The following is a 17,210-nucleotide window of genomic DNA, read 5'->3' as shown; positions in this document are numbered from 1 at the left end:
ACGCCCCGCGAAGTCCACAACGAGTACCTGAACCGGCGGCAAGCAGCATGAAATAGCTATCAAGGAAGCTGTCCGGAAAACGCGAGGCGGCCCAAGCTCGCTGCCCCCAGAGACACCGTGGCCTCCCGTACATCCACAGCACGGGCAACGAGCCTGATCCCGCCGTGCCCCAACGCTCTGGCCTCCGCCGCCAGCGTCAGACGCCGCTGACGCTCATCCAGATTAAACAGCAACACCTCAAACTTCGCCGCCAGCGACGCCTCAATACCCTCCGCCATGCCCAGACCACAAGGATGACAGCCGTGATCAAAACTACGAGTTAATTTTCTGCAAGCCCGTATCCCGACGGATTGCCTCGGAGCACTTGGAGACCAAACTGGAATCATGAGCGTTCCGATGGGTGAGCTGCCTGACCGCCGGAAGGGTCTTCGCAGGTCAAGACCTGTGAAGACCCTTCTTTTGTGATCTACGTGGACCCGTCACGAACACCGTGACCAGGCGGCAAGGCACTGCCGCGTATCGCGATGATTTCCGGCACCTCACCCCACACCACGAGACTCGGCGGACACGCCATGACGCCCATTCCCGTTCTATGGCGCGGGACTCATCGGCGCTCCAGGTGTGCGGAAGACCGATTGCGCGACCTCCGGCTGACCGCGAAGTAGATCGCGCTCAACACGATGAAGAACGGCACGCCCGCCCACCAGGCGATCGTGAGGTCGTCGATGAACGCGGTGGACACCAGGATCGCCGTTAGGAAGAGGATCGCTGCGATTCCGGTGATCGGCGCACCGCGCAGGCGGACCTTCGGCAGTGGTAGGCCCGCTGCTGCGCGGGTTCGTCGGAATGCCAGGTGTGTGATCAGGATGAGGATCCACACTGCCAGTGCGCCGAAGATGGACAGCCCGAACAGCACCAGGTACGCGGCGTTGCCCTGCGCAGCCGACAGTGCGGTGGCGACGAGCAGTCCGGCTGCGCTGAGCAGTAGCGCGTTGTGCGGCACGCCGCCCTTGCTCAATCGGGCGGTCCAGCGCGGCGCGTAGCCGTGCCCAGCGAGGGAGTGCAGCATCCGGGTGCACAGGTAGAGGTTCGTGTTCGCGCTGGAGAGCGCGGCGGTCAGCACCACGAAGTTCATCACCAGCGCGGCGAATGGGATTCCGGCCGCGCCGAAGACCGTCACGAATGGGCTCTCGGATACCCCGCTGCTCTGCGCGACCGTTGTCCAGGGCACCACCGTCAGCACCAGTGCGATCGCCAACAGGTAGAACAGGGACAACCGTAAAACCATCTGCCGGGCTGCGCGCGGGATGTCGCGTTCCGGGTTCTCCGACTCGGCTGCGGTCACCGAGACGACTTCGGTGCCGATGAAGCTGAACAGCGCGAACACCATCGCCAGGTACAGGCCGTTCCACCCGTTGGGCAGGAATCCGCCGTGTGCCACCAGGTTGTCGAAGCCGGTGGGCTCGGCATTCGGCAGTCCGACCGTCACCAGCGCGAGCGCCAGCAGGATGAACACCACGATCGCGGTGACCTTGATCATCGCGAACCAGTACTCGAAGGTGCCGAACAGCCCGACTGCGCCCGCGTTCACCGCGAGGATGAGCACCGAGAACACCACGACGGGCAGCCACAACGGCAACTGGGGCCACCAGAACTGGGTGTAGATCCCGGCCGCGATCAGCTCGCCGCCCACTGCGATCGCCTGGATCGTCCAGTACGTCCAGCGCACCACGAATCCCGCCCACGGCCCCAGGTAGCGGTGCGCGATCGCGCCGAAGGCACCCGCGTCCGGGTGCTGAACCACCATTTCGGCCAGCGCCCAGGCGATCACCAGCGCGACCAGCGCGCAGGCGAGGTAGGCGAGCACGGTGGCCGGTCCGGCCTGCGATATGGCCAGGCTGGAGCCCAGAAACAGGCCGGTACCGATCGCGCCGCCCAGTCCGATCATGGTCACCTGGCGGTGCGTCAGTTGCCGGCGCAGCCCGGTGTTGGACGAGTCGGAGTCCATCTCATTTCCCCGATCTGCGGTAGTCGGCGATGGCCGCGGCGACGGTGTCCACATCGGATTCGTTGTTGTAGAAGTGGAAGGACATCCGCAGCACGGTGCCGCGCGGGCTGGTCGCGATCCGGCGTTCGGCGAGCCATGTGGCGAGTTCGTTCGGGGCATCGTCGAGGAGCGCGACCTGCGGCCCGCGCGATGCCGGATCGGTCGGCGACCAAAGCCGCTCGCCCGCTGCCAGCAGCTTGTCCTGCAGGCTCTGGGTCAGTCCCCGGACATGGTTTTGCATCGCTGTCGCGTCCAGGTGGTTGACCAGGTTCAGGCCTGCGTTCGCTCCGTAGGCGGCCGGAATGCTGGGCGTGCCGGTTTCGTAGCGGCTCGCGCGTGCCGGGTGGTCCACCGAGCGCGGATCGAACTCGAACGGGTTCTCGCGGCCGAACCAGCCGGTCAGCTGCGGTGCCACTGCATCGTGCACGCCGCGACGTGCGTACAGGAATGCGATGCCGGGGATGCCCAGCATGTATTTGAGTGCACCTGCGACGAGGAAGTCGCAGTCGAGTTCCTTGACGTCGATGCGGTGCACACCCGCGGCCTGGTAGGCGTCGACGAACGTCGTTGCACCCTGCTCCTTGGCTCGGGAGATCACCTCGTGGACCGGCAGCAGGAGGCCGTTTCGGTAGGACACCAGCGGCACCGACACCAGTTGGGTCCGCTCGTCGATCGCGTCGAGGTAGTCCTCGGTGCGAACCTGTCCGGCTTCGGCCGCGACGTGGACGACTTCGGCTCCTCGGGCGCGCTGCGCGAGCCACACGTGTGCGATGGAGGGGAACTCCATGTCCGTGGTGATGATGCGCGGCCTTTCGGTGTAGGACCTGGTCGACGCCGTTTGGAAGGCTCCTTCGGTGGCGTTGGCCAGGACTGCGACCTCGTCGGGTTCGGCTCCGATCAGCTTCGCGAAGCCTCGACGCGCTTGCTCGACCTGCTGGATCCAGATGTCCCACGGTGCTCCGTGCACATGCAGGGTGCGTTGGAATTCGGTGAGCGCGTCGCCGAGCTGGAGGGAGGCGGCTCCCTGGCTGCAACTGGCCAGGTGCACGTTCTCGGTCAGCGACGGGAAGTAGGTGCGGAACAGATCCGGGTCGGTGATGGTTTCGGTGGGCAGCGTTGGGGCGGCGTTCACAGTGTGATTCCTTTGAGGGTGTGCGGATTCGGCCGGGTCAGTAGCTCGGCGGGGTCACCGAGACCAGGAAGGTGGCGGTTTCGGTGCCCGGGTTGACGAAGCGGTGCGGGACTCGCGAGTCGAAGTAGCAGCTGTCGCCCGGTTCCAGCCGGATCCGGGATTCGCCGATCTCGACCAGCAGCTCTCCTGTCTGGGCGAGCACGCACTCCTCGGAAGGGTGGCTCCACGGTTCGGCGGAGGACGTGGCACCGGGTTCCAGGCAGCCCTCGAGCAGCTCCAAGCGGCCCGAGCCGGGGGAGAGCCGCGTGTAGCTGATCCCGCCGTGCGGCGAGCTGACTTTCATTCGCCGCTCGCGGCGGACCACGGCCACCTGCTGGAGGTCCTCCTCGGCGAAGAGGCTGAACAGCGGGACTTCCAGCGTTTTCGCCAGGTGGCGCAGGGTTTCCAGGCTGGGGTCGTGGATGCTGCGTTCGACCTGGCTGAGCAGCCCGGTGGACAGGCCGCTGCGTTCGGCTAGCTGCTTGAGGGTGAGGTTGCGCTTCTGGCGCAACTCCCGGAGGTAGGGGCCGATCATGGCTCAGCTTCCGCACCTTCGACGTGGGTGAAATTTTTCAGTGAGAGTGACTCCACGTTCGAGTGAAGTCAATAGCGCGGTACCGCCGATCGCCGAGCGTCAGGAGGTCCGATGTGGATTCGCGGCATCCCCGCTGGGGTTCTCCGTTGCCAGGCGCAGTACCAAGGCTGAGATGGAGCGGGTGGTGCGTGGTCGGTCTGGGCGTTTTGGCTGGAAGCGGTCGTGTGGTGGCGTGCGATCAGGTTGCGGTGCCAGCGCAGCACTGTGTCCGGGCGTACCAGCAACCGCAGCCTGCGCAGCAGATTCCGTGGCAGTTGGTGCAGTATTGCCGCCAGGAACGCTCGATCAGCTGGGGTGAAGCGCACCCTCTCTTGGCCGAGTTGACGCTCCAGCACCGTGATCTGATGGCGCAGGGCAAGGTTCTCGATGTCCTTGTCGCGGTCGCTCATCGGCAGCAGACACAGTATGGCGAATGCGTTCGTCATACCGAGGTAGGCCAGTCGCAGCAGCACAGTCGATCACCATGCCGTGGCGCTCGACAGCAGCGAAAGCCTCCGGCCCAGCGACTACTCGACCTCCCCGGACGTACTGCCCACCGCCTCGCACCAGGGCGGATGAGGTTATCGGCAAGGGCAGGGTCAAACCATCGATCTGCTCGGCGAACAGGTGGCGTGGCAACTCCTTTCGATGGTCCGGCCCGGGGAGCAGCCTCGTCGAGCGGCTCCGCGACGCTACCGCGCAGCTCCGCGGTTGTCGCTTGATCTGCCGCAATCCGTTCACCGGTCGGCGCGATTGGTCACGGCGGTTACCGGCCAGGGCGCTGGCCGTCCAGCCGCGTCGACGTGCACGACGGTGTGCACACCCTCGATGTAGATCTCGTCGTCGCGGGTCACATGCCAGCCGTAGGTGACCGACGTCCGGCCGGTCCGGCGGACGTCCAGCCGGATTTCGCGTCGCCCGCGCCGGGCTGCGGAGGTAGGACACCTCCGCAGCCCGGCGCGGGAATGACGCGACGTCGGTGATGCCGAGCTCGCGCAGCAGGTCGTGCTCGGCGAGCTCCACCCACCGCAGCACCGACGACCAGTGGATCCGGCCGCTCGCGTCGGTGTCGGCGAACGGCACCCGGTGTGCGCGGACGTGTGTCATGGCACTTGGGCGCGACGGCGGGCGCGCAGCCCGGACCGGTACTGCTTCGGGCAGTCGTGCCCGCGGTAGTCCTGGTCGAGGGCCGCGTTCAGCGTCCAGTACGGGTCCACCAGGTGCGGGCGGGCGAGGGCGCACAGGTCGGCCCGCCCGGACGCGATGATGGTGTTCGCATCCTCCACAGAGGACACCGCGCCGACCGTGATCGTCGGGATCCCGGTCTCCTGGCGGATCCGGTCTGCGAACGGCGTCTGGTAGAGCCGCCCATACTTAGGCCGCGCGTCGATGCTGGTCTGGCCGGTGGAGACGTCGATGATGTCCGCGCCGTGCGCGGCCAGCATCGGGGCCAGCGCAACGGCGTCGTCGCCGTCGAAGCCGCCGTCCACCCAGTCGGTGGCGCTGATCCGGACGCTGATCGGCTTGTGTTCGGGCCACACCGCGCGGACGGCGTCGAGGATCCGCAAGCCCAGCCGGGCCCGGTTCTCCAGGCTGCCGCCGTAGTGATCGGTGCGCTGGTTGGACAGCGGGGACAGGAAGCTCGACACCAGGTAGCCGTGCGCGAAGTGCAGCTCGATCAGGTCGAACCCGGCCTCGTCCGCCCGGCGGGCGGCGGCCACGTGCTCGGCGACGACCCGGTCCAGGTCGGCCTCGGTGGCCTCGTGGGGGGTTTGGCCGTCCGGCCGGTACTGGATCGGGGAGGGCGCGAGGATCTCCCAGTTGCCCTCGTCGAGCGGCACGTCGACGCCTTCCCACATCGCCTTCGTCGACCCCTTGCGGCCGGCGTGCCCGATCTGCGCGCCGATCTTCGCGGTCGTGTTCTGGTGCACGAAGTCGACGACGCGGGTCCACGCGTCGCGCTGCTGGTCGGTCCACAGACCCGGGCAGCCGGGGGTGATCCGGCCCTCCGGCGAGGTGCAGACCATCTCGGTCATCACCAGTCCGGCGCCGCCCTGTGCGCGTCCGCCGAGGTGCACCAGGTGCCAGTCGGTCGGGACGCCGTCTACGGCGGAGTACTGCGCCATCGGCGAGACGACGATTCGGTTGGGCAGCTCCAGGCCGCGCACCTGGTAGGGGTGAAACATCGGCGGGGTGCCGGTCTCGACCTCGAGTCCGCGGGCTCGGGTGCGGTCGGCCAGCCACGAATCGACCCGGCCGACGTAGCTGGCGTCGCGGAGCTTGAGGTTGTCGTAGGTGATCCGCTGCGAGCGCGTGAGCAGTTGGAACACGAATTGCTCCGGCTCGAGGTGGCGGTACCGGCGGGCGCCCTCGAACCACTCCAGGCTGGTCTGCGCGGAGCGCTGCAGTGACTCGACGACCGGCTTGCGGTCCTCCTGGTACGCCTTCAGCGCCGCTTCGACGGTCGGTTCCCGGTCGACGGCGTCGGCCAGCGCGATCGCGTCCTCCAGGGCCAGTTTGGTCCCGGAGCCGATCGAGAAGTGCGCGGTGTGCGCGGCGTCGCCGACCAGCGCCACGTTCCCGGCGAACCAGTGCTGGTTGCGGACGACGCCGAAGGAGAGCCAGCCGGAGTTGTTGCCGATCAGCCCGTGGCCGTCGAGCAGGTCCGCGAAAACCTCCGCGCAGAACGACATCGAGCGTTCGTCGTTCTCGCCCGGCTGCCGCGGGACGGCCGCGAACTCCTCCAGGCCGGCGCGGCGCCAGGTGTCCCCGTCGGTCTCGACGATGAAGGTCGAGCGTTCGCCGTCGAACGGGTAGATGTGTGCCCAGAACAACCCGAACTCGGTCTCGACGAACTGGAAGGTGAAGCAGTCGAACGGCCGGGTGGTGGCGAACCAGGCGTACTTCGCGGTGCGCCGGTCCACGCTCGGTCCGAAGTCGGCCGCCAGCTCGGTGCGGATCCGCGAGTTCACCCCGTCGGCGGCGATCACCAGGTCGTAGTGTTCCCGGAGGTCGGCGAGCGGCGGCGCCTCGGTGGAGTAGACGACGTCGACGCCGAGCTCGGCGGCCCGCTCGCCGAGGATGGCGAGCAGCCGCTTGCGCTCCAGCGCGGCGAACGCGTGGCCGTCCGAGCGCTCCCACGTGCCCAGGAAGTCGACGTCGATCGCCGACCAGTGCCGGAACTCGGCGGCGATCCGGCCGAGCGATTCAGGTTCGGCGGACTCGATGTTCTCCAAGGTCTCCTGCGAGAACACGACACCGAAGCCGAACGTGTCGTCGGCGGCGTTGCGCTCGTAGACCGTGATCTCGCGCGTCGGGTCGGACTTCTTGAGCAGGATGGCGGACAACAGCCCGCCCGGGCCACCGCCGACGGAGACGATCTTCTTGGCGCTCACGGCAGCTTCACCAGTCCTTCCTGGACGACCGAGGCCAGCAACCGGCCGTCGGCGGAGAAGAGCCGGGCGGTGCCCAGCCCGGTGCCGCAGGTCGCGACGGGGGAGTCCTGAACCAGGGCCACCCACTCGTCCATGCGGCCATCGTGGTGCCACCACATGGCGTGGTCGAGGCTGGCGGTGACGACGCCGTCGTGGGCCCAGGCCGCGCCGTGGTGGCGCAGGATCGGTTCGAGCAGCGTGTAGTCGCAGACGTAGGCGAGTGCGCTGCGGTGCACGGCCGGGTCGTCGGGCAGCCGCTCCCAGGCTTTCAGCCACACGGTTTGCCGACGGCCGCGCGCCCCGTCCGCGTTGGTGTAGAGCGCGGTTGGCGCGTGCCGTATGTCGAAGCTGCGGTGGAAGCGCCAGTACTCGGCGTCCCGGGTGTCGGCGTCGGTCAGGACGTCGGCGGTGCTCGGCAGCTCCTCCGGGGTGCCGGCCTCGGGCGGCAGCGTGTCGGCGTGCTCGAGGCCGTCGACCGGGACGCCGAACTGCGCCATGGCGCGGAAGATCTCCTTGCCGGCCTGCACGCCGCGCACCGCGCGGTGGGAGAACCCGCGGCCGTCGCGGACCCGCTCGACCCCCCCAGCGGGTCGTGCCGTGCACGTCGCCGGCGCGCAGGAAGTAGCCGTGCAGTGAGTGGATCCTGCGGTCCTCGGCGCAAGTCAGGGTCATCGCCCGTTCGGCCTGCGCGACGAGCTCGCCACCGTAGGCGCGCCCGCTCGGGATGACCTGGTGGCGTGCGAGGAAGGCGTCGTCACCGTCCTTGATGAGGTCCAGCGCGGCGAGCAGTGGCGCGACTGAACTCGCGGTCTCGTCGGGCATCGGGGTCGTGTGCTGGTTCATGCGCGGCGGTACCCCTCGAGGATCGCATCGTCGACCTCCGGGAGGTTCACGACGATGTTGTCCGGCGTCCGGCAGGTCAACCACACCAGTTCCTCGGTGGTGCTCATGTTGCCCTCGACGTGCGGCATGTGCGGCGGGACGAAGACGAAGTCGCCCTCGGTGAGCCCGACCCACTGGGAGTAGTTCTCGCCGTACCAGATCCGGCCGGTGCCCTTGAGCACGTAGCCGCCGGTCTCGGCCCCGCCGTGGTGGTGCGGCAGCGAGCGGTAGCCGGGTTCGTTGGAGACCTTGCCGAACCAGATCTTCGTCGCCGGGGTGTGTTGCGGCGAGACCCCGGAGATCCGCACCGCGCCGCCGGACTGGCCGGTGCCGCGGTCCTCGGACCCGGCGCGGGTGACGACCGGGACGGCCTCGGCGCCCTGCTTGTTCTGCTCGGTCATGCGTTGCCTCCTGTCGCGGCGGGGGCGTGCGCCCCGGATTGGGTCTGGGACTCGATGTGGATCGGGGTGCTCAGGACGCCGACGCCGGCGAGGTCGACCTCGACGATGTCGCCGTCGGCGAGCAGGGCGCCGACATCGGGGTAGGGCAGGAACGCCCACTCGTCGCCGGACACGACCGCCGCGGCGGTGCCGTCGTCGGTCCGCAGAGTGGCCAGCCGCATCGCGACCTCCGTATGTCGTTTCTATGACGCCAGTAACTGAACCATGATGATTTGGGTTCGGCAAGAGGGGGCGATTTTCCGGAGTGCCGCCGTCTTCCTGGGATATCGCCCGAGCGCTTCTGGCGACTCGGCTCGATGTCAAGGGTTGTCGATTTACTGTTGGCCATGTTCTTATGACTGGCGTCACAAAAACGTCATACCGCGGGCTGCTGGGCCGAGAGGGGATGCCGTGGTCGACCAGCCGTTCTGGAATCCCAAGACCGAACTGATGCCGCACGACGACCTGCGGGAACTGCAGCTGGCCGCGCGGCTCGGGGTCGAGCTGTCCGACGCCCACGAGGGCCTGCGATTCCTGCTGCGCCGGGCGGCGACAAGGGAACTGCCCCGGTTCGAGTTGAAGGCGAAGCGGCTCACCGACCTGCGTCACACGGGTTGAACCCGGACATCGCCCGCACCGATGATCGAGGGGATTCCATGACGACCACCGCACCAACGCCCGCCACCGACCTGCTGGGCCGCGCGCTCGCCGACCACGAACGCGCCGTCCTGAACGTCTACACCGGACTGATCGAGACATTGAGCCGGGACGACCTGCCACCGTGTGCGGCGGCGAACTTGCGGGCCGCGCTGGCACCGGTCGCCGTCGCCGTCACCGACCTCGCGCTGCGCTTCGAGCACCTCACCGATCTGGAGGTGTGACGAACAGCCTGCGAGCACGGCAGCGCCAACCGGACAGCTGGCACGCGCAGGGGATAGGCGAAAGGTTCGACCGAACCTAGCGTCCGCATCAATCAGCATCGGCCACAACACCATGACGGAGGGACGGCCATGGCCGAACGGTCCTTCGCCGCCGAGGTGCAGAAACTGCGCGCTGGCGCGGGAGAGACTCTGCACGTCGAGGGCATCCTGGCAGTGACGAAGGCGCTGCTGCAGTCCGGCGTCGCCTACGTCGGCGGTTACCAGGGCGCGCCGATCTCGCACCTGATGGACGTTCTCGGCGACGCCCGCGAGATCCTCGACGAGCTCGAGGTGCGGTTCGAGAACTCCGCCTCCGAGGCGACCGCCGCAGCGATGCTGGCGGCGTCGGTGCACCACCCGCTGCGCGGCGCGATCACGTTCAAATCGCCGGTCGGCACCAACGTCGCGTCCGACGCGCTGGCCAACCTGGCCTCCGGTGGCGTCACCGGCGGCGCGCTCGTCATCCTCGGCGAGGACTACGGCGAAGGCTCCTCGATCATGCAGGAGCGCTCGCACGCGTTCGCGATGAAGTCGCAGATGTGGCTGCTCGACCCGCGGCCGAACACGACCGCGATCGTGAACGCCGTGGAGGCCGGGTTCGAGCTGTCCGAGGTGTCGAACACCCCGGTCTTCCTGGAGCTGCGGCTGCGGTCCTGCCACCTGCACGGCGGGTTCGTCGCCAAGGACAACAAGCGTCCGCCGATGACGGTCGCCGAGGCCGCCGACGCCCCGCAGCGGTCGGTTGACCGCATCGTGCTGCCGCCGGCGAGCTTCCTGCACGAGAAGGAGAAGCTGGAGCAGCGCTGGCCGAAGGCCGTGGAGTTCATCCGCGAGCGGGGCATGAACGAGCTCTTCCCCGGCGACGGGTCGGCTTCCGACGTCGGGATCATCGTCCAGGGCGGGCTCTACAACACCCTGAACCGGTCGATGGAGCTGCTCGGCTGCTCCGATGCGTTCGGGCGCACCAAGATCCCGACCTACGTCATGAACGTGACCTACCCGGTGGTCGACTCCGAGATCGTCGAGTTCTGCGCCGACAAGCGCGCCGTGATCATGGTCGAGGAAGGCCAGCCCGACTACATCGAGCAGAACCTGCACGCGATCCTGCGCCGCGCTGACCTCCCGACCGCGCTGCACGGCAAGGACCTGCTGGCCGCGTCGGGGGAGTACACCTCGCAGGTCATCACGAAGGGGCTCGACGAGTTCCTGGCCAAGTACGTGCCGAACGCCGTCACGCACCGGCCCTCGTTGCTGCTGGACCCGGCCGACCCGCGCAGCCCGCTGTCCGCACGAGTAGCCGCCGAGGCCGTCCGGCCCAGGCCGCCGGGCCTGTGCACCGGCTGCCCGGAGCGCCCCATCTTCTCCGGGCTGAAGCTCGCCGAACGTGAGACGGGACAGCACCAGATCTCCGCGGACATCGGATGCCACCTGTTCGCGATCAACGCACCGTTCGACCTCGGTGCGACGACGATGGGCTACGGCATGGGAGCGGCCGGCGCGGCGGCGCTGTCCGGCGGGCAGTCGGAGAAGCGGCCCGTGTCGATCATGGGAGATGGCGGGTTCTGGCACAACGGCTTGGTCTCCGGCGTCGGGAACGCGGTGTTCAACAAGTCCGACCAGGTGATGGTGGTGATCGACAACGACTACGCCGCCGCCACCGGCGGGCAGGATGTGCTGTCGTCCCACGCGGAGTTGGAGCGCCGATCGACGCGACACCCGATCGAGAAGGCCGCCCGCGGTCTCGGTATCACCCGCGCCACGACGATCGACCACACCTACGACGTGCAGCGGGTCAAGGACACGTTCCTGGCGGCGTTCCGGCGCAAGGAGAAGGGGCCGGAGCTGCTGGTCATGCAGTCCGAGTGCCAGCTCAACCGGCAGCGCCGGGCGAAGAAGGAGCGCACGGAGAAGCTGAAGAAGGGGGAGCGGGTCGTCCGGGAGCGCTTCGGCGTCGACCCCGAGACCTGCACCGGTGACCACGCCTGCATCCGGATCTCCGGTTGCCCGTCGCTGACGATCACCGACAACCCGGACCCGTTGCGCACCGACCCGGTCGCGACCGTGCTCGACAGCTGCGTCGGCTGCGGGGTCTGCGGCAACAACGCGCACGCGGCGGTGCTGTGCCCGTCGTTCTACCGCACCGACATCGTCGACAACCCCACCGTGAAGGACCGCCTGCTCGCCCGGGTCCGGTCCTGGTGGATCTCGCTCGCGTCCCGCGGCCTCGAGGCCAGGGCCGCTCGCATGGAGGGGACCTCCTGATGCCCACCGTCATGCCCGCACCGACGGCCTCCGCCGAGGCGTCCTGGTACGCCGGGGCCCGCCCGATCACGATCGCGATCCTCGCGATGGGCGGTGAAGGTGGCGGCGTGCTCGCCGACTGGATCGTCGCCGTCGCAGAGCAGGCTGGATACCACGCGCAGACGACCTCGGTCGCCGGCGTCGCCCAGCGCACCGGCGCGACCGTGTACTACGCCGAGCTGTACCCACCGACGTCCACATCGGACACCGCGGACGGCGCGGGGCGCCTGGAGCCTGTGCTGAGCGTGTTCCCGTCGCCGGGCGAGGTCGACGTGGTCGTCGCTTCTGAGCTGATGGAGTGCGGCCGTGCCGTGCAGCGCGGGTTCGCGACCCCGGGTCGGACGACGCTGATCGCTTCGACGAACCGCGTCTACTCGATCGACGAGAAGATGCACCTCGGTGACGGCCGGGTCGACTCCACCGAGCTGCTCTCCGCGGCCAAGCGCGCGGCCAAAGAGCTCGTCGCTGCGGACTTCGCCGCGATCGCCGAGGAGCACCGCAGCGTGATCTCCGCAGCGCTGTTCGGCGCCGTCGCCGGCTCGGGCGCGCTGCCGTTCAGCCGGGCGCAGTTCGAGCAGGCGATCATCGACGCGGGCAAGGGTGTGCAGCCGAGCCTCGCCGCCTTCGGCGGTGGGTACGACGCAGCGGTGGCGGCCCTCGCGGCTGCCGCGAAGCCGGTGACCCTGGAGCTCGCGCCGCCCCCGGCGAAGTCCACCCCCGTCGACATCACCATCGGCCCGCGGCCGGTGTCCGCCGAGGAGAAGAAGGAACGCGAGGAGGCGCGGCGCACCGAGATCGCCGCGACCGACCCGGCGTCGCTGGTCGGGCCGGATCTGCAGCCCCTCGCCCGGACCGTCACCGACCTCCCGGCAGCGGCCCGGTCGACGGTCCTGCACGGGCTGGTCCGCACCGGCCTCTACCAGGACGTCGACTACGCGCAGCGCTACCTCGACCGCGTCCGCGCGTTCGCAGTGGCCGACCCGGACCCGCGCGGGCAGGCCCGGCTGACCACCGAGGCGGCTCGGCACCTGGCGCTGTGGATGTGCTACCAGGACACGATCCAGGTCGCGCTGCAGAAGACCCGACAGCGCCGACTCGAGCGGGTCCGCGCCGAGGCCCGCGCCACCACGGCTCAGCTGACCCAGATCCGCGAATACCTGCACCCGCAGTCCGAGGAGATCACCGACACGTTGCCGTACCGGCTCGGGAAGGTGCTGCGCCGCTCGAAGACGTTCACCAGGACCGTCGACCGGGTCACCCGGGACGGGATGATCCTCAACACCACCTCGATCATCGGCTACACGATCCTCTCCACGATGGCCCGGATGAGGCCGCTCCGGCCCCGCTCGCTGCGGTTCGCGCACGAGCAGGCCGCCATCGAGGAGTGGACGGCGTTCGCCGTCGACGTCGCCGCCACCGCCCTGGCCACCGAAATCGTCATCTGCCAACAGGTCCTGAAGGGCTACGGCGCCACCTACGCGCACGGCAACGACAGCTTCGCCCTCCTGATGACCGCTGCTCGTGCTCTGCGTGGTCGTCCGGACGCCGCCGCCGTGCTGGCACGCCTCCGCGCAGCGGCGCTCGCCGATGAGGACGGCGCGACGCTGCGCGAGCAGCTGTCCGACGCGGACCTGCCCACGACTGTCGACACGAAGCAGAAAAGGAAGATGTCATGACGACCAGCACCACCGATGTCGAGCTCATCAACCCGGACACCCTCGCGAAGCCGTCCGGATTCACTCACGCCGTCCGGCACAGCGACACCATCCACCTCTCCGGCCAGACCGCGATGGACGCCAGTGGGAAGATCGTCGACGGCGACATCGTCGACCAGTTCCGCCAGGCCCTGTCCAACGTGCTCAACGCCGTGCGCGCAGCCGGCTCCGGACCGGAGGACCTGCTCTCGGTGCGGATCTACCTGACTGACGTCCCCGGTTACCAGGCGCGGGGCAAGGAGATCGGCGCGGTCTGGAAGGAGCTGTGCGGCCGCACCTACCCGGCGATGACCGGCGTCGGTGTCACCGCGCTGTGGCAGCCCGAGGCGCTGATCGAGATCGAGGCGGTCGCCGCGCACCGCGCATGACGTCCGTGCGGCAACGGCCCGGCCCCTTTCCGGGGTCGGGCCGTTGCTCTGTGGGTTTTGGTCCCCGGGCTCAGCTGCCCAGGACGGTGGTGACGTGCTCGCGGGCCGGGCCGGCGAGCCGGGCGCGCAGATTCCCGAACAACTGCTCCGCGCGACTGCCGACCCAGTTCTCAGGCAGCGCCTCCAGTGGCAGACCCGGGTCGAGGTAGGGCAGCCGTCGCCACACCGTCACCAGCGTCACGAAATCGGTGAACGCCCGCACCGGCGGGTGATCGGCTTCCTGCCACGCCTGCAGCACCGGCGACTGCCGGTCCACGAACGCGGCGTACTGGGCGTGCAGCGCGCCCAGGTCCCACCAGGACGCGACGGTCTCGGCCAGGAGGCGACCGGCGACGTGCCGGCTGCGGAACAACTCGGTGTAGCCGCGCAGGCCAGCCCGCTCCAGGGCGTGCGTAACCTCGGACTCCAGGTGCGCGGGAGCCACCCACAGCCCGGGCGCGACGGTGCCCAGCCCGAGCCGGATCAGCAGGGTGCGCAGCTGGTGGCGCTGGTCGCGGGCGCTCTCCGGCACCGAGAACGCGACCAGTAGCCAGCCCTCGCCTGCCTGGGCCCGACGCCGGGTGAAGATCCGTTCGTCGCCCTCGGCCAGGACGTCGGCGGTGGCCTGGGAGATCCGGTACCCGGCAGCGCCGCCGACCTGCTCGGGCTCGAGCACACCGCGCCGCTTGAGGCGGGACACCGCGGAGCGAACGGCCTGGCCGTCCACCCCGAGGTCTCCGAGCAACCGCACCAGGGAAGCCACTGACAACGCCCCACCGCGCTCGCGGGCGTACAACCCGTAGACCGTGACGATCAGCCGTCGGGACGGGATCGGAGCGGTGATCTCCTCCGGCACGGGTTCTGGCAGCCTAGCGACGGTCGTCACGAGGACATCGTACGGGCGTGTCCGCGCGCAGCCCACGCAACAGGCCAGCGCCGACCCGGGGAAGCGGGCGCGCGGTCATCCGACACCCCGCAGCGAAGGCGCGGAGGTGCCGCTGCGCCCGCCGGATGCGGCGGCAGGTCGTGTGTGCCGTTCCATCAGCGTCCGGGTCACCCGCGTGTACGCCCCCGGGTCGACCGGTAGCAGCCACTCGGTGAACCGGTGGCGGCGGCCAATGCCGGTGCACAGGTCGGACAACATCTCGTCGATGTTGTGCAGCGAGAACGGGATGATGTTGGTGCCGCGGGCGTGCTTGCCGTCGGTGCGCTCTTCCATCCACCGCAGCCGCCGCTGCACGAACGCGCGCCGCCGCTCGACCGGGGGCAGGTTCAGCCCGCCGTCCAGGTGGACGCCGATCCACAGTGCTGCGACCTCGGCGGACAGCGGCGACAGGAACGAGGAGTTGTAGCCGCAGAAGCTCAGGTCCGCAACCGTGTGCGGGTGGATCTGGCGGTAGAGCTCGAAGTTGCCGCGCTCGTCCACCAGCCGGTCGCGGACCTCCTGCGAAAAGAACGGCACCCGCTGGTGGAACCCGGTGGCCGCGACGATCACGTCGGCCGGGATTTCGGTCCCGTCCTGCAGCCGCGCGACCGGCTTGCCGGCCCGGGCCCCGAGAGAGCTGATCAGCATGTCGCGGTGGACGGTGATCGAGCCGTCAGTGACGCCTTCGTAGAACCCCTCGCTGACGAGGCTGACTGTCGAGCGGGCGATGTCCTCCAGCGACCCGTCCGGGATCAGGCCGAGCTTGTCCAGGTTCAGTTGGCGGACGATCTTGCTCTGCAGGCTCGCCATCATCCAATTGCGGATCCCGTGGCCCGGTCCGTGCAGGAACTTCTCGAAGCCAGCCAGGTGCGCGTAGCGGAACATGCTCTCGCCGAGGCGGGTGAGCATCACGTACTTGTAGTTGAGCGCCCCGCCAATCATGCGCGGCATCTTCCACAGCAGCTCTCGCGCGACCACGGTGGTCGAGGACGACACCTCGTTGAGGGCGACGGCGACGTCGCACGCGGACTTTCCGTAGCCGATCACGACGACGTCTCGGTCCCGGGCATCGTCGAGTTCGGTGAAGTCCGATGGCGGGCAGTACCGGCCACCGGCGGCGCGGAACTCGTCGGTGCCCGGGAGCTCCGGCATGAACGATTCGGAGAAGATCCCGTTCGCGACGACGAGGTGATCGAAGTCCTCGCGTCCGGCTGCGGTGGTGACGGTCCACCCGCCGGTGGCGCGCGGCTCGGCCGAGTGCACCTCGGTCGAGGTCCGGACCTTGTCCAGGACCCCGAAGCGGCGGGCGTAGGCCTCCAGGTACTCCTGCACCTGCTGTCCCGATGGCCACTCCGGGTAGTGCTTCGGCATCGGGAAGTCCGACAGCGAGTACGTGACCTTGTCGTTCTGCGTTGTCAGGCCGGGGTAGCGGCGGCTGCGGCTCCACACGCCGCCGACGTCGGGCGCCTTCTCGAAGGCGGTGACATCGTGGCCGAAGCCGGTCAGGATCTTGGCGGCGGAAAGGCCGGCGAACCCGGCCCCGATGATGGCGATGCGCATGGCGGGACTCCTGTGGGCGCGGTCGGTCAGTCGGCGAGCTGCGGGATGGCGGGGATGGCCTGCTCCGGGCCCATGGCGGAGTACCCGCCGTCGACGGCCCAGTCCGCGCCGGTGACTCCGGACGCGGCGGGGGAGAGCAGGAACGCGACGACAGCGCCGACCTCGTCCGGGTCGCCGACGCGGCGGGTGAGGTGGAACGGCGCGGCAACCCGGTCGGTCTTCGCGCGGTCGCCGCCGGTGAGGTCGTTCATGATCTTCGACCAGGTCCAGCCTGGGCTGACCGCGTTGACCCGGATTCCGTCGGCAGCGAGGTCCATCGCCATGGAGCGGGTGAGCTGGACGAGTGCGGCCTTGCTGGCCGGATAGACCCAGCGACCGGTCTGGGCGACCTTCGACGAGATCGAGGTGAAATTGACGATGGCGCCGCCGGTCGCGGCGAGGTGCGCCCGGGCTGCGCGCGTGACCTGCACGGTGCTCACGACGTTGACGTCCAGTGCCCGCAGCCAGTCGGCGCGGTTCGTCTCGGCGCCTTCGTCGAGGTAGGAGCAGGCCAGGTTGACCAGGCCGTGCAGCCCGCCTGCGGCGGCAGCGGCGACGGTCTTGGCCACCGCCGCGTCGTCGGTGATGTCAGTGCGGTGGAACGTGACGCGCTCGCCGAGTTCTTCGAGCAGCGGTTTGACGCCCTCGGCGTCGATGTCGGCGACCACGACGGTCGCACCCACTGCGTGCAGGGCGCGGACGACCCCGTGCCCGACGAGGGTGGAACCGCCGGTCACCAGGACCGTGCGGTCGTGCAGGGCTGACGACATGGCTGCGGAACCTCCGAAATACGAC

17 protein-coding genes and 1 pseudogene are annotated in these 17,210 nt (G+C 69.0%); 6 read left to right on the top strand and 12 right to left on the bottom strand.

All coding sequences use genetic code 11. The features are described 5' to 3' along the window. Window positions 1-92: 92 nt before the first annotated feature. The 7 genes and pseudogenes from ACWCO2_RS31420 to ACWCO2_RS31390 form a co-directional block, all read right to left on the bottom strand. A pseudogene (locus ACWCO2_RS31420) lies at window positions 93-278 on the bottom strand (ISAzo13 family transposase); the annotation flags it as partial. Between the two features lie 326 nt (window positions 279-604). Continuing rightward, window positions 605-2,008: an amino acid permease gene (locus ACWCO2_RS31415; RefSeq protein ID WP_450131411.1), complete on the bottom strand. Its 1,404-nt coding sequence runs from the start codon at window positions 2,006-2,008 to the stop codon at window positions 605-607. 1 nt (window position 2,009) lies between these two features. Further along, the gene (locus ACWCO2_RS31410) at window positions 2,010-3,179 is read right to left on the bottom strand and encodes an aminotransferase class V-fold PLP-dependent enzyme (RefSeq protein WP_450131410.1); all 1,170 of its coding nucleotides are present in this window, start codon (window positions 3,177-3,179) and stop codon (window positions 2,010-2,012) included. 37 nt (window positions 3,180-3,216) lie between these two features. Next, complete coding sequence (locus ACWCO2_RS31405; protein WP_450131409.1) at window positions 3,217-3,753, bottom strand: helix-turn-helix domain-containing protein; 537 nt, start codon at window positions 3,751-3,753, stop codon at window positions 3,217-3,219. A gap of 68 nt (window positions 3,754-3,821) precedes the next feature. Further along, the gene (locus tag ACWCO2_RS31400) at window positions 3,822-4,265 is read right to left on the bottom strand and encodes a hypothetical protein (protein ID WP_450131408.1); all 444 of its coding nucleotides are present in this window, start codon (window positions 4,263-4,265) and stop codon (window positions 3,822-3,824) included. Window positions 4,266-4,895: 630 nt separating this feature from the next. Then, the gene (locus ACWCO2_RS31395) at window positions 4,896-7,187 is read right to left on the bottom strand and encodes a bifunctional salicylyl-CoA 5-hydroxylase/oxidoreductase (protein ID WP_450131407.1); all 2,292 of its coding nucleotides are present in this window, start codon (window positions 7,185-7,187) and stop codon (window positions 4,896-4,898) included. Then, entirely contained in the window at window positions 7,184-7,753 is a 570-nt protein-coding gene (locus ACWCO2_RS31390) for an acyl-CoA thioesterase (protein WP_450131406.1), read from the bottom strand. Before ACWCO2_RS31390 ends, ACWCO2_RS31395 begins: the two co-directional genes overlap by 4 nt. Window positions 7,754-7,862: 109 nt before the next feature. Between ACWCO2_RS31390 and ACWCO2_RS31385 the strand changes: the two genes are divergently transcribed. Beyond that, window positions 7,863-8,027, top strand: coding sequence for a hypothetical protein (locus ACWCO2_RS31385; protein ID WP_450131405.1), 165 nt, complete (start codon window positions 7,863-7,865; stop codon window positions 8,025-8,027). 38 nt (window positions 8,028-8,065) lie between these two features. On the opposite strand, the gene ACWCO2_RS31380 is transcribed toward ACWCO2_RS31385, so the two are convergent. After that, a complete protein-coding gene (locus tag ACWCO2_RS31380) occupies window positions 8,066-8,509 on the bottom strand; it encodes a cupin domain-containing protein (RefSeq protein ID WP_450131404.1) in 444 nt (147 codons plus the stop codon). Then, a complete protein-coding gene (locus ACWCO2_RS31375) occupies window positions 8,506-8,730 on the bottom strand; it encodes a hypothetical protein (RefSeq protein WP_450131403.1) in 225 nt (74 codons plus the stop codon). Before ACWCO2_RS31375 ends, ACWCO2_RS31380 begins: the two co-directional genes overlap by 4 nt. Window positions 8,731-8,959: 229 nt before the next feature. Here ACWCO2_RS31375 and ACWCO2_RS31370 point away from each other — a divergent pair, with 229 nt between their 5' ends. From ACWCO2_RS31370 to ACWCO2_RS31350, 5 genes are all read left to right on the top strand, one after another. Further along, window positions 8,960-9,166 (top strand): hypothetical protein, encoded by a 207-nt coding sequence (locus ACWCO2_RS31370; RefSeq protein WP_450131402.1) that lies wholly within the window; start codon window positions 8,960-8,962, stop codon window positions 9,164-9,166. Between the two features lie 38 nt (window positions 9,167-9,204). After that, entirely contained in the window at window positions 9,205-9,429 is a 225-nt protein-coding gene (locus ACWCO2_RS31365) for a hypothetical protein (protein ID WP_450131401.1), read from the top strand. Between the two features lie 129 nt (window positions 9,430-9,558). Beyond that, window positions 9,559-11,730, top strand: coding sequence for a thiamine pyrophosphate-dependent enzyme (locus ACWCO2_RS31360; protein ID WP_450131400.1), 2,172 nt, complete (start codon window positions 9,559-9,561; stop codon window positions 11,728-11,730). Continuing rightward, a complete protein-coding gene (locus ACWCO2_RS31355; protein WP_450131399.1) occupies window positions 11,730-13,445 on the top strand; it encodes an indolepyruvate oxidoreductase subunit beta family protein in 1,716 nt (571 codons plus the stop codon). The genes ACWCO2_RS31360 and ACWCO2_RS31355 overlap by 1 nt, the downstream gene beginning before the upstream one ends. Continuing rightward, entirely contained in the window at window positions 13,442-13,852 is a 411-nt protein-coding gene (locus tag ACWCO2_RS31350) for a RidA family protein (RefSeq protein ID WP_450131398.1), read from the top strand. The genes ACWCO2_RS31355 and ACWCO2_RS31350 overlap by 4 nt, the downstream gene beginning before the upstream one ends. A gap of 70 nt (window positions 13,853-13,922) precedes the next feature. On the opposite strand, the gene ACWCO2_RS31345 is transcribed toward ACWCO2_RS31350, so the two are convergent. From ACWCO2_RS31345 to ACWCO2_RS31335, 3 genes are all read right to left on the bottom strand, one after another. Next, window positions 13,923-14,777 carry a PaaX family transcriptional regulator gene (locus ACWCO2_RS31345; RefSeq protein WP_450131397.1) on the bottom strand — a complete coding sequence of 285 codons (855 nt, stop codon included), beginning with the start codon at window positions 14,775-14,777 and terminating at the stop codon, window positions 13,923-13,925. A gap of 75 nt (window positions 14,778-14,852) precedes the next feature. Then, entirely contained in the window at window positions 14,853-16,376 is a 1,524-nt protein-coding gene (locus ACWCO2_RS31340) for a flavin-containing monooxygenase (protein ID WP_450131396.1), read from the bottom strand. A 26-nt stretch (window positions 16,377-16,402) separates the two neighbouring features. Further along, window positions 16,403-17,185 (bottom strand): SDR family oxidoreductase, encoded by a 783-nt coding sequence (locus ACWCO2_RS31335; protein ID WP_450131395.1) that lies wholly within the window; start codon window positions 17,183-17,185, stop codon window positions 16,403-16,405. Window positions 17,186-17,210 lie beyond the last annotated feature (25 nt).

Source organism: Saccharopolyspora sp. NPDC002376, assembly GCF_053593195.1.
This window is presented reverse-complemented; position numbering and strand designations above follow the sequence as displayed.